The following is a 12,263-nucleotide window of genomic DNA, read 5'->3' as shown; positions in this document are numbered from 1 at the left end:
ATCTATTAAGTAAGAAGTTTACCAAACTTCTGCTCGGTGAACTGAGCATCTTCAAACACTTTGTTGCCGCCGACATAAGACGTTTCTATCTTGCCGATTAATTCCATCCCAGAATACGGCGTCAGTTTGTGCCGGTGCTCTATGATCTCTGGCACAACCTTGAACTCAGCTTCGGGGTTCCAAATAACTATGTCGGCGTCGTAACCGGCGGCGAGTTTACCCTTTCGTTGGTCCAATCCGGCAAGTTTTGCCGGTTGTGCAGACATCAGTCGTGTAAGATCGGCCAGGCCAAATCCGCGTGCCTTGAGGTTTGTCCACATTACCGGTAAACCAAATTGTAAAGCCGCGATGCCGCCCCAGGCGTCCATAAAATCTCCTGATTCCTGTAATTTCAACGCCGGCGTGCACGGGCTGTGATCGGAGACGACCATATCTATCGTGCCGTCGGCCACGGCTTCCCAAAGTTTCTCACGATTTTCGAGTTCACGCACAGGCGGGCAGCATTTGAAATGCGTCGCTCTGTCGGCGATCTCTTCGGCCGCAAATGTCAGGTAATGCGGGCAAGTTTCGACCGTCAGCGGCAAGCCTTCGGCACGTGCAGCACGCAGCATCGGCAAAGCGTCGGACGACGAGTGATGGACAATATGAATTCGGCATCCGGTCTCGCGGCAGAGGCGGATCATCAATGCTATCGCTTCATTTTCCGCTTCACGTGGACGCGAACGGAGAAAAGTGTCGTATTGTCGCGGATCAAGTCCAGCGAGGGAAGCGGCAGCCGCATCTATCGGCCCGGCAACCTCGGCGTGGATGAGCAATACCGAATCTAAACGAGCCAGTTCAGGCATTGCAATTCGCAGGTCGTTCTCAACGACGTGCGGGAATTCGTCAACGCCCGAATGGATCAAAAAGCACTTAAATCCGCGAACGCCGCGCTCGATCAGCGGTGCAAGTTCCGATGTGTTGCCCGGAACAACGCCGCCCCAAAAGGCAACGTCAACTGTGCATTTTCCTTCGGCCGCCGCGAGCTTTTCCTCAAAACCGGCTAACGTCGTGGTCGGCGGGATACTATTGAGGGGCATATCGACAATTGTTGTCACCCCGCCTGCGGCAGCTGCGCGAGTTGCTGTCTCGTAGCCCTCCCATTCGGTGCGGCCCGGCTCATTAACATGAACGTGGGCATCGACATTCCCGGGCATCACCACCGAATTACCTGCATCTGTGAGAGGAGTTCCGGCTGGTACATCGTCCCACTCGCCTATGCGCGCGATCTTGCCGTCTGCGATATGCACCGTCGCCGGTCCTATAATAAGCGGCGTTACGACGCGGCGGCTTCTGATAATTTGATCCATAGTTATCGCGGATACCCACGCAGATTATAGTTGCGTTAACGTTAGTCCACAAGATGCATTCGCCGAGGTTTTGACTTGGCTGGCGATTTCGCGTAAAACATTATCTGTTTCATTAAATAAATTACTTTTTTTTGGCGGCAAAACTCCGATTATGGCCTCAAATCTTGTTTCTATTCAGCGACGCGGTTTTGGACAGACGATGCGAAAGGACAATTGGTGGGTTGCGCCGCTGCTCACATTTCTTGGCCTCGGAGCGTTTGTTGGCTATTCAACGTGGGCGGCGTTTCAAGGAGATCATTACTGGGTGAACGGGACAGGCTATCTATCTCCGTTCTATTCACCGGTTTTGTTTGACGGAGTTGGACAGGTTTCGGGACACGCTTTGCTTGGTGCTAAGCCGGATTGGATACCGTCGTGGCTGCCGTTTTCGCCGGCACTATTAATATTGTGGGCGCCGGGCGGATTCCGATTTACTTGCTATTACTATCGAGGAGCCTATTACAAAGCAATGTGGGCCGATCCGATCGCCTGTGCCGTCGGCGAACCTCGCAAAGGCTATCGCGGCGAGAATTGGTTCCCTCTGATCATTCAAAACATACACCGGTACTTTCTGTACCTCGCGATCGTTTTTATTTTCTTTCTTGCATACGATGCCTGGAGCGCGATGTGGTTTCAGGCCTCTGACGGCACATGGAAATTCGGCATCGGTATCGGCACGATCGTTTTAACTGCGAATGTCATTTGCCTTGGGCTCTATACATTTAGCTGTCACTCGCTGCGGCATCTGATCGGCGGTGCGTGGAACATTTTGTCGAATAAACCAAAACAGAAAAAAGCCTATGACTGCGTAAGCAAACTAAACACACGGCACATGCTGTTCGCGTGGATAAGTTTGTTTGTCGTTGGATTCAGCGATATCTATGTGCGCCTCGTTTCGATGGGTGTTTGGACTGACTTTAGATTTTTTTAAGAAGGATTCACCACGGAGGCACAGAGGACACAGAGTGACTTTAAGTGGTGAATGCAAATTTTTCTCTGTGTTCTCTGTGTCTCTGTGGTGAGTAGATTTAATGACTGATTACACAACATACGAACACGACGTTCTCGTCATCGGTGCCGGTGGGGCGGGGCTTCGCGCAGCTATTGAAGCTTCGGCAGCAGGGGTTTCTGTTGGGCTTGTTTGCAAATCGCTGCTTGGCAAAGCTCATACCGTTATGGCCGAGGGCGGAATGGCAGCGGCGATGGGACATAACGACGATCGTGACAACTGGAAAGTTCATTTTTCCGACACGATGCGGGGCGGACAGTATATCAACAACTGGCGGATGGCAGAGCTGCACGCCAAAGAGGCACCGGATCGTGTTCGCGAGCTTGAGGGATGGGGAGCGGTGTTCGACCGAACGAAGGATGGCCGCATCAACCAGCGAAACTTTGGCGGTCATCGCTATCCGCGTCTCGCACACGTCGGCGACCGCACAGGATTAGAACTCATCCGCACGCTGCAGGATCACGGAATCCATCAGGGCATCGAGGTCTATATGGAAGTCACGGTTCTTTCTTTGCTGAAAGACGGTGACCGCGTTGTTGGTTGTCTGGCGTACGAACGTGAGCATGGCCGCTTTCGCATCTTTAAAGCAAAGGCTGTCGTTCTAGCGACCGGCGGCATTGGTCGAGCTTACAAGATCACTAGCAACAGTTGGGAAGGCACGGGCGACGGACACGCGCTTGCATATGACGCAGGAGCGGAACTGATCGACATGGAATTTATTCAATTCCATCCGACGGGAATGGTCTGGCCGCCGAGCGTTCGCGGCATTCTTGTTACCGAAGGCGTTCGCGGCGAAGGCGGTGTTCTGAAAAACAGCGAAGGCCGCCGGTTTATGTTCGACGACATTCCTGACAACTATAAAGATCAGACCGCGAGCGACCCCGAGGAAGGGTGGCGATATACGCAGGGCGACAAATCGGCAAATCGTCCACCTGAGCTTTTGACTCGCGATCACGTTGCCCGTTGCATCAATCGTGAAGTAAAAGCCGGTCGCGGTTCGCCGCACGGAGGTGTCTTTCTCGACATCGCATGGATCAAAGAAAAATTGCCGGACGCTGCCGAACATATTAAGAAGAAGCTTCCGTCGATGTATCACCAGTTCAAGCAGCTTGCCAATCTCGACATCACGACGACGCCGATGGAAGTCGGCCCGACGACGCATTATGTAATGGGCGGCATTCGCGTTAATGCAGATACGCAGGAATCAACAGTGCCGGGATTGTTTGCCGCGGGCGAATGTGCTGCGGGCATCAATGGTGCAAATCGTTTAGGAGGCAACTCGCTTTCAGATCTGATCGTTTTTGGAAAACGTGCGGGCGAATATGCGGCGATCTTTGCAAAAGAAAATGGCCACGGCACGATCAATAAAAAGGATCTCGACCGCGTAACCAAAACCGCCCTCGAACCCTTCGGACGCGAAGGCGGCGAAAATCCATACACGATCCAGCAAGACCTGCAGGAAATGATGCAGGCAAATGTCGGCATCGTTCGAACGCATGACGAGATCATCGAGGCACTGAACGGGCTCGATATTTTGCGCAATCGATCGGCACGAACATTTGTTCCCGGCAACATCGATTTCAATCCGGGTTGGCACACGGCTCTCGATCTGCATAATCTTTTGATCGTAAGCGAAGCGATAGCCCGTGCTGCCCTCGAACGACAGGAAAGCCGAGGCGGACACTTTCGTGACGATTTTCCTGCGAAGGATCCTGAGTTTGCAAAATTCAACTATTCGGTCAAAAAGGACACCGATGGAGCGATGATAATCAACAAAATTCCAATTCAGGAAATGCCTGATTACCTAAAACAAGTGATCGAGGAGATGGGATAGATGATTTTTCAACGCAAAGACGCAAAGAAGCAAAGACGCGAAGGGAAGAAATTTAACTTTGCTGCATTCTATTTGCTGTGTTCGTTGCGTCTTAGCGACTTTGCGACCTTGCGTTAAATATCTTATGCAAAAAGCGACATTTAGTATTAGACGCGGCGGACGCGAGACTGCGGAAATGGTTGACTATCAGACCGAGGTTACGGAAGGAATGGTCGTGCTTGATGCGGTGCATCAGATACAGGCGGAGTCGGCGCCTGATCTGGCTTGCCGTTGGAATTGCAAAGCGGGCAAGTGCGGTTCGTGTTCGGCAGAGATCAATGGTATGCCGAAACTGATGTGCATGACGCGGCTCGATACAATTCCTCTTGACCAACCTGTGACCATCGAGCCGATGCGCGCATTTCCTCCGGTGAAAGATCTCATCGCTGATGTGTCGTGGAATTACGAAGTAAAAAAACGCATCAAAAAATTCACTCCGCGAAAGCCCGATGCGGAAGATGGAACGTGGAGAATGTTGCAGGAAGACATCGACCGCGTGCAGGAATTTCGTAAGTGCATCGAGTGCTTTTTGTGTCAGGATGTCTGTCATGTGCTTCGCGATCACGAAAAACATCAAGAATTTATCGGACCGAGATTTTTAGTTTATACCGCCGCTCTCGAAATGCATCCGCTCGATACAGAAGATCGAACGGAAGATCTGAAGGATCTTTTCGGCATCGGATATTGCAACATTACAAAATGCTGCACAAAGGTTTGTCCGGAAAATATTACTATCACGGATAATGCTATTATTCCTCTAAAGGAGCGCGTTGTTGACGAGCATTACGATCCGGTGATGAAGTTAGTTAAGCTGTTTAGAAAGAAGTAAAGGTTACGTTTGAGGCGTGAATCTTCGCGGCTGAAGCCGCAACTCTTAGCTTATGTTTGAACTAAAACCACTACACTTCGAAGCCATTCCCGCCGCCCTTGAAAAGGCTAATCGCTATCGCCTTTTGAATGAGCCCGGAGCCGCAGAAAGCATCTATCTCGACATCCTAAAGATCGACCCTGAAAACCAGGAAGCCCTTATAAACATTGTACTTGCGATGAGCGACAGGTTTGGAAAGGACTATGCGATCGGCGATGCTCGAATCACTGAATACCTGACGCGCATCAGGGGCGATTACGAACGCACATACTACACAGGCATCATGTATGAGCGTCGCGGAAAAGCTGTGCTTGCAAAAGAAGGTGTCGGTGCTTACGAACTTTTTCGACAGGCGATGGATTGTTTTGAAACAGCCGAAGCGATGCGACCTGTTGGCAACGATGATGCGATCCTTAGATGGAACGGATGTGCGCGCATTATCACTCGAAATAATTTAAGTGCACGTGATATGGGAAATGATTTTTTAGAATAATTATTTTTTATTTCCGACAAAATAAAAATTTCTTCACAAGATTTTTTTAAAATAACTTACCCGCCTCAATTTTCAAATTCACGTCTAAAAAAATATTTTTTCATAATATGAAAAAATACTTGCGCCATTTGTCTTCGTGTGTGATATTTTATTCGTTGTTAGTTACTTCCTCGAAATTCCATTTTTAAATTTAGTTTTAGTTAGTTAAGAAAATCAGTTTAGTTTGTAAGGAGAAAATAATGGCAGGAAAATTTGAGATCAAGTCGGGCAAGACTGGAAAGTTTCGCTTCAACTTGAAAGCAAGTAACGGGCAGATCATCTTGTCGAGCGAAGCGTACGATACGCGGAGCGCGGCAACAAAGGGAATCACGTCCGTTAAGAAAAACGCGCTGAACGATAAACGTTTTGAGCGTAAGACCGCCAAAGACGGATCTTCTTACTTTGTCCTAAAGGCAGCCAACGGCGAACCGATAGGAAAGAGTGAGATGTATAAAACTACCAAGGCAATGGAGAATGGCATTGCTTCGGTAGGCAAGAACGCACCGGATGCGCCTGTGGTAGACGGTGATATTAAACCAATGGCTAAATCAGCATCAGTATCAACAGGAGGATCTATATCAAAAATGGCAACTAAAGCAAAAAAACCGGCTGCAAAAAAGGCAGTCGCTAAAAAACCGGCAGCAAAAAAGGCTGCGGCTAAAAAGAAACCGGCAATGAAAAGGGCTGCGGCCAAAAAGCCTGCAGCTAAAAAAGCAGTCGCAAAGAAGCCAGTAGCTAAGAAAGCAGCCGCGAAACCGGCAGCAAAGAAAGCTGTGGCTAAGAAGCCGGCCGCTAAGAAACCGGCAGCAAAGAAACCTGCGGCTAAGCCTGCAGCGAAAAAGACTGTGGCTAAGAAACCGGCAGCAAAGAAAGCTCCGGCAAAGAAAGTAGTTGCAAAAAAACCAGCCGCAAAGAAACCAGCCGCAAAGAAGCCGGCCGCTAAGAAGCCAGCTGCAAAAAAGAAATAGACTTAAAAATCTATTAACTAGAAATAGCCCGGACGTAAAGTTCGGGCTATTATTTTAAATATGCAAAAAAGAGTTCGACTTGGTATTGAGCGCATTTTGGATGACCGCCTCGATGCGGTCCGTGGACAGAAAATTGGTTTGGTTTGTAATCAAGCATCTGTGCTGCCCGAAAGTTTTGCTCACGCGGCAGATGTTTTTGCCGCTTGCGATGAGTTTAAATTGACGACACTCTTTGGCCCGCAGCACGGCATTCGCGGCGACGTTCAATACAACATGATCGAAACGCCGCACGTTCGCGACGAGCGAACGGGCATTATGGTTTACTCTCTCTACAGCGAAGTGCGCGAACCAACCGAAGAAATGCTGAGCGACGTTGAGACGATCGTTGTCGATCTGCAGGATGTCGGCTGCCGCATCTACACATTTATTTACACGATGGCGAACTGTATGCGCGCCGCTGCAAAATTTGGCAAACGCGTCGTCGTTTGTGATAGGCCAAATCCGATCAACGGGATCGCGGTCGAAGGCAACATTACCGAGCATGAATTTAAATCGTTCGTCGGACAATTTGAATTGCCGACGCGGCATGGTATGACGATAGGTGAGCTTGCGAAGATGTTCAACGAGCATTTTGGCATTGGCTGCAATCTTGAGGTCATTGAGATGGACGGATGGACGCGCGAAATGTGGGGCGACGAAACCGGTTTGCCGTGGATACTTCCGTCGCCGAATATTCCGACCGTCGATACATGCATCGTCTTTCCTGCGACCGTTCACATCGAAGGAACCGAACTAAGCGAAGGCCGCGGAACGACTCTGCCGTTTCATCTTAACGGCGCCCCGTTCATCGACAGCTACGCGTGGGCCGCTGAATTGAGTAAATTCGGATTTGAAGGAGTTGCGTTCCGTCCGGCATATTTCCGCCCAACGTTTTGCGAATTCGCCGGCGAAACCTGCGGCGGTGTGCAGATACACGTCACTGACAGAAATGCGTTCACACCCGTAATCGTTGGTATCGCAATGGTCAAAACCATTTACGAAATGTATTCCGACAATTTCAAATGGCGGCAAAATGACTACGAATATGAATTCGACAAAAATCCGTTTGATGTCGTCTGCGGCACGGATAACATTAGAAAGAAGATCGAAACCGGCTTGGTTTTACAAGAGATCGAAGCGAGCTGGGAGAAAGGCTTGGTCGGGTTCGCCGATGCAAGAGGACCTTTTCTGCTCTATTGAACGCCTCTCTCGGCTCTATCTCGGTTGAGGCCTCACAAATCCGTCATGCAGCGGTTCGATGAGTTTTGCGAAAGCAATAAGTTGCTTTTCAGAGTACATTGGCCCAACAACCTGAACTCCTACCGGCAAACCCTCACGGTTGAGCCCAAGCGGTATCGTTAATGCGGGATGGCCCGTTGCATTGAAGACCACCGGATATAAGAAATTGTCCCAGTAATCTACGTCGGTCCCATCAACCGATATGGGATTGTGTTCTGGGTTATGTTTAATCGCAGCAGTTGTCGAGACCGGCAGTATCAGGAAATCGTATTTAATGAAGAAAGATTCCATCTGATCTCTTAGAGCATCATGACGTTTTAGAATATCGTCGTACTTTGCCGGGTCGATGTCGGACATTCGGTCATAGACCTCTGACAAATCTATGCGATGATTATCGGCACTTTTGAAATCGCGGATGACGAGCTGGCGAAATAACCAAGGCACTTTTTCAAACATCGTATAGATCGCCAGCATTCGATGCATCGCTACCATCTTGTCGTAATCGGCCGGCTGGTCATTGGTTACGGAAACCGTCTTAGAACTAAGCGTATCCGTGAAACTCTTCAGCTTGTCCTTGATATCTTCGCTGACGAGGACCTTATCATTGCCAAATTTCCATTCGTCGAGATAGGCGATCTTATAGTCCTTCAGATCGGCCTTGGGCTCGAGCATCATGGCTTTTTGCTCAGGCCATTTGTTCATCATCGCGTTCCACGCAATATCAATATCGTCCACGGTGCGAGCGATCGGGCCGGCTACCATCATTCGGCGATACTTCGCGTTGCCTGGTTCACCCGGAAACGACCCATGGCCGGGCATGCTGCCGTCGGTCGTTTTGAGCCCGTAGAGGCCACAGAAAGCAGCCGGAATGCGGATACTTCCGCCAAAATCACCGCCCACAGTTATGGGAGAAGATCCTGTAGCCACCGATGCCGCACCACCGCCGGTGCTGCCGGCCGGTGTTCGCTCAAGGTCGTAGGGGTTGTTAGCGGTCGGATATATCTCGCCAAATGTTTGCACATCAAAGAGCATCCTAGGAACATTAGTCGTACCCAAGATGATGGCGCCCTCGCCGAGCATTGCATCAACCACGCCAGCGTTTTTCGACGCAACAAAGCCTTGAAACATCTCGGCATTGACCGTATGCGGCTTGCCTTTGATGGCAAATTCTTCCTTAATACTTACTGGGACGCCGTGAAGTAATCCAAGTTGCTCTCCGAGCGCAACCTTTTCATCTGCTTTCCTTGCCGCGTCAAGGGCTTCTTGTTCGAACAACCACACAAACGCATTTGTCTGGTAGTTCTTGTTCTTGATGTAGTTGATGTGTTCCTGGACGATCTCGAGCGACGTCGCCTGTTTGTTCTTGATCATTGCCGCAAGCTCAGTTGCAGACTTGTAGATAAACTTACCGGCCACCGGAAGGTCAGTTTCCGGCTTATTGAATAGCTCCGATTGAAGAGGAGGTTTTTCTCCGATCGGCTTTGGGATCAAACTACACACATAAATGCCGATGCCGACGCCAATGAGGATAAGAACACCTAGAACTAACCCCGCCCACTGTAAGATCTTCTTTACTGTTTTTGACATTCTCCTATTCCTCCTTTTCACGCGAACACAACAGAAATAATTCCCGCAAGAGAAAAAGCGTTTTCTATCCTCCGCTCACCGCATTAAAGATATGTAAATCGTTTGTTTTGATCGAGGTTTGCAAACCTTTCAGTCGCTTTATGTCTTCGCTGCCAACAAAAATATTTACATGCTGACGAATTTCGCCTTGCTCGTTGAGAACGCGGTCACGGAGAGCGATGTGCTGTTTCCAAAGTGAATCGAGCGCGTCACCGACAGTTGTAAATTCGCCAGGCAGGTTTACCTCCACCTTTCCGTCAGAGAACGGTTTCAGATGGCCGCTGAGATGGACGGTGACGGACATTAGATCGTATAGGCCTTGACGCAGCAGATCTCGGGCAGTGAGCCTTCGATCATCTTCCATGAATCGCCGTCGTTTGACGAGGCGAAAAGTTTGCCGTTTTTTGTGCCGAAGAAAATGTTGTCGCCGACGGATGTGACCGCGTCGCGCAGGATCACTTCGTAGGCATTCTTTTGCGGCAGCCCTTTCGTCAATGGTTGCCACGAATTTCCCTCGTCACGAGTGCGATAAACGCGGAGCTTGCCGTCACAAGTAAAACGCTCGGCGTCCTTTTGCAGAGGCACAATAAACGCCGATCCTGCTTCGCTCACCGTCAGACCAAAGCCAAAGTTTGACGGCAAACCTGTTTCGATTTCTTCCCACGTTGTTGCTCCGTCGCGACTGCGGTAAACGCCGTGGTGATTCTGCAAAAAGAACGTTTTCTTTTTCCGCGGATGACGAGCGATCTTGTGGACGCACTGGCCGAATTCGGGATACTTGTCCGGCATAAAGTATGCACTAACTCCGGTGTTGGTCGATTTCCACGACTTGCCGCCGTCAGCCGATTGATAAACGCCGCCGGTTGAGACCGCGATCTTGATGTCATTTGGATTTTTTGGATCTGTGACGATCGTGTGCAAACAAAGGCCGCCAAATCCGGGATTCCATTTCTTGCGATGAGGATGATTCCAGAGGCCTTTGTTCAACGCCCAAGTTTTGCCTGCATCATGCGATTCAAACAACGCACCAGGCGCCGCTCCGACATAAAGCGTGTCGTTGTTCGAACCCGGCGCGATCTGCCAGATATTTTCGAGAGATTTCTTTGTGTTGGCGGGCATTTTGATACGGCGTTTTGCAGGTTGGTCCCACGTTTTGCCCATATCAGTGCTTTTGCACAATTCCGCGCCGAAATGCCAGCTTGCCGGTGCCGCCCACATTTCATTTCGGCCGTTACGCTGATCCAAAAAGGCGGCATAAACGGCGAGACCAGGGAAATGTGGCCCATCCAATTTCCATTGACCATTAACGCTGCGGCACAAAATGAACAGCCCTTTCGCCGTTCCGACCAAGAGCACTATACTCTTACTTGTCATAACATTTTGATCCTCTATTCCTTAGTAATATCTGCGACGCAGTTTGCCTCTTCACACAGTTCTCATCCGAATATCTCTTTGCTGTTTCAGGAGTTACTTGCTGCAGTGTCACGTTTACAAAACTCCTAGTAAGTCCGTCCGAAACCTTTCGCGTCGATATCAACAGCATAGTGTTCAACTGAGGGCTGTATCGCAACCGGCGCGGAACGAATGTAATTGTTTTTGACTGATTGGGTTGGAGCAAGATCGTTTGCTCCGGATTGATGTCTAAGTCCCAAACCCGCTGTTGGTCAACGAGGATAAGATAGCTTTCGGGTACACTTCCGCGATTCGTAATGCTGATGGAAAATGCAGTCTCAGCGCCGTTCAAGACGGCAACGGTCTGCGACGTCGGAGACATTTCAATTCCTGAATTCGACTGAGAACTGACCAAGCTGTTTTGCAATTCGGAACCCCAAACCTGCTTCCAGTTTATTTCAGTTCGCACCAGATACAGATTAAAAAACGCCGTAAGTAAACGTCGCGACTCTCTGAGCTGATGCTCTCGAGGTATAGTTCCTGAATCACAGCCGAACCCATTCGCATCCTGAAATCCGCAATGCCAGCCGCCTTGAATTATCGGCAATATCTTCGCGGTACCTGCAGCGTTATACATCAACTGCCCGTTTGAAGAAACCGGGACGATCGTATCGGCACCGCCCGAGATAAGCATCAAAGGGGCAGCAATGGCGGGCATTGCAGCAGTTGCTGAAGGGTTAGTTTCGGCTGCTGCGAGATTCGCAAGAGCCTTGATCCTCGTGTCTTGCGATGCTGCCAATATGCTCGCTCCGCCACCCATAGAGTGACCACTCGCACCAAACCTATTAATTGCGACCTGATTGAATAGGGCAGATGTGGAACTAGAGTTTTCCAGCGTCAAATAGTCTAGACAAGTTCGCAGATCATTAGCGAAATTCTGATGGCTTGGAAAAAGTCCGCTTTCCGAATTTGAAGCAATTACAAAATAACCGTGAGTCGCTAAATGTTCAAGCGTGGATTGATAAGTAGAAACAGCTTGGAAAAAGCCGTGTCCAAAAGTTATAGCCGGATATGGAGCTCCACTGCCGTCGTATGTCGTATTCTGGCCCGAGGTTGTTGCCGGATAATATAGCCGCGCCGTAAACGTGGTCGCATTTGAGCGGGTGACGGTTACACTGCGATACCCAGCCTTGTGCCTTCCGGGTTGAGATAGACTGTCACCTTGGGCAGACACTAAAACCGAAGAACAGAACACCAGACAGAGAATCAGGCTCGCACGAAAGATCTCTTTATAACTAAACGTGTTCATTCTCTTGCAAAGGTAATCCA

11 protein-coding genes are annotated in these 12,263 nt (G+C 49.7%); 6 read left to right on the top strand and 5 right to left on the bottom strand.

The genetic code is table 11. The annotated features are described in order from the left end of the window. Positions 1–5: 5 nt before the first annotated feature. A complete protein-coding gene (allB, locus tag IPL32_06115; GenBank protein ID MBK8465389.1) occupies positions 6–1,355 on the bottom strand; it encodes an allantoinase AllB in 1,350 nt (449 codons plus the stop codon). Between the two features lie 145 nt (positions 1,356–1,500). Between allB and IPL32_06110 the strand changes: the two genes are divergently transcribed. The 6 genes from IPL32_06110 to IPL32_06085 all read left to right on the top strand — a co-directional run bounded on the left by IPL32_06110 (position 1,501) and on the right by IPL32_06085 (position 7,877). Continuing rightward, positions 1,501–2,319 (top strand): succinate dehydrogenase, encoded by an 819-nt coding sequence (locus IPL32_06110; protein ID MBK8465388.1) that lies wholly within the window; start codon positions 1,501–1,503, stop codon positions 2,317–2,319. 100 nt (positions 2,320–2,419) lie between these two features. Continuing rightward, positions 2,420–4,231: a fumarate reductase/succinate dehydrogenase flavoprotein subunit gene (locus tag IPL32_06105; protein MBK8465387.1), complete on the top strand. Its 1,812-nt coding sequence runs from the start codon at positions 2,420–2,422 to the stop codon at positions 4,229–4,231. A gap of 124 nt (positions 4,232–4,355) precedes the next feature. Then, positions 4,356–5,099 (top strand): succinate dehydrogenase/fumarate reductase iron-sulfur subunit, encoded by a 744-nt coding sequence (locus IPL32_06100; GenBank protein ID MBK8465386.1) that lies wholly within the window; start codon positions 4,356–4,358, stop codon positions 5,097–5,099. Between the two features lie 52 nt (positions 5,100–5,151). Continuing rightward, positions 5,152–5,631: a hypothetical protein gene (locus IPL32_06095; protein ID MBK8465385.1), complete on the top strand. Its 480-nt coding sequence runs from the start codon at positions 5,152–5,154 to the stop codon at positions 5,629–5,631. Between the two features lie 239 nt (positions 5,632–5,870). Further along, positions 5,871–6,638: a YegP family protein gene (locus IPL32_06090; protein ID MBK8465384.1), complete on the top strand. Its 768-nt coding sequence runs from the start codon at positions 5,871–5,873 to the stop codon at positions 6,636–6,638. Between the two features lie 60 nt (positions 6,639–6,698). Further along, positions 6,699–7,877: a DUF1343 domain-containing protein gene (locus IPL32_06085; protein ID MBK8465383.1), complete on the top strand. Its 1,179-nt coding sequence runs from the start codon at positions 6,699–6,701 to the stop codon at positions 7,875–7,877. Positions 7,878–7,892: 15 nt separating this feature from the next. On the opposite strand, the gene IPL32_06080 is transcribed toward IPL32_06085, so the two are convergent. From IPL32_06080 to IPL32_06065, 4 genes are all read right to left on the bottom strand, one after another. Then, positions 7,893–9,503 carry an amidase gene (locus IPL32_06080; protein MBK8465382.1) on the bottom strand — a complete coding sequence of 537 codons (1,611 nt, stop codon included), beginning with the start codon at positions 9,501–9,503 and terminating at the stop codon, positions 7,893–7,895. A gap of 64 nt (positions 9,504–9,567) precedes the next feature. Beyond that, positions 9,568–9,846, bottom strand: coding sequence for a MoaD/ThiS family protein (locus IPL32_06075; protein ID MBK8465381.1), 279 nt, complete (start codon positions 9,844–9,846; stop codon positions 9,568–9,570). Further along, positions 9,846–10,916: an exo-alpha-sialidase gene (locus tag IPL32_06070; GenBank protein MBK8465380.1), complete on the bottom strand. Its 1,071-nt coding sequence runs from the start codon at positions 10,914–10,916 to the stop codon at positions 9,846–9,848. The genes IPL32_06075 and IPL32_06070 overlap by 1 nt, the downstream gene beginning before the upstream one ends. Continuing rightward, a complete protein-coding gene (locus IPL32_06065; GenBank protein ID MBK8465379.1) occupies positions 10,906–12,243 on the bottom strand; it encodes a dienelactone hydrolase family protein in 1,338 nt (445 codons plus the stop codon). The genes IPL32_06070 and IPL32_06065 overlap by 11 nt, the downstream gene beginning before the upstream one ends. Between the last annotated feature and the right edge of the window lie 20 nt (positions 12,244–12,263).

The organism is Chloracidobacterium sp. (assembly GCA_016711345.1).
Classification (GTDB): Bacteria; Acidobacteriota; Blastocatellia; order Pyrinomonadales; family Pyrinomonadaceae; genus OLB17.
This window is presented reverse-complemented; position numbering and strand designations above follow the sequence as displayed.

Excerpts from the sequence above, each read along its gene's own strand:
- IPL32_06110 (MBK8465388.1), top strand. The coding sequence starts at position 1,501 with ATGGCCTCAAATCTTGTTTCTATTCAGCGACGCGGTTTTGGACAGACG.
- IPL32_06090 (MBK8465384.1), top strand. The coding sequence starts at position 5,871 with ATGGCAGGAAAATTTGAGATCAAGTCGGGCAAGACTGGAAAGTTTCGC.
- IPL32_06095 (MBK8465385.1), top strand. The coding sequence starts at position 5,152 with ATGTTTGAACTAAAACCACTACACTTCGAAGCCATTCCCGCCGCCCTT.
- IPL32_06100 (MBK8465386.1), top strand. The coding sequence starts at position 4,356 with ATGCAAAAAGCGACATTTAGTATTAGACGCGGCGGACGCGAGACTGCG.
- IPL32_06085 (MBK8465383.1), top strand. The coding sequence starts at position 6,699 with ATGCAAAAAAGAGTTCGACTTGGTATTGAGCGCATTTTGGATGACCGC.
- IPL32_06075 (MBK8465381.1), bottom strand. The coding sequence starts at position 9,846 with ATGTCCGTCACCGTCCATCTCAGCGGCCATCTGAAACCGTTCTCTGAC.
- IPL32_06070 (MBK8465380.1), bottom strand. The coding sequence starts at position 10,916 with ATGACAAGTAAGAGTATAGTGCTCTTGGTCGGAACGGCGAAAGGGCTG.
- IPL32_06080 (MBK8465382.1), bottom strand. The coding sequence starts at position 9,503 with ATGTCAAAAACAGTAAAGAAGATCTTACAGTGGGCGGGGTTAGTTCTA.
- IPL32_06065 (MBK8465379.1), bottom strand. The coding sequence starts at position 12,243 with ATGAACACGTTTAGTTATAAAGAGATCTTTCGTGCGAGCCTGATTCTC.
- IPL32_06105 (MBK8465387.1), top strand. The coding sequence starts at position 2,420 with ATGACTGATTACACAACATACGAACACGACGTTCTCGTCATCGGTGCC.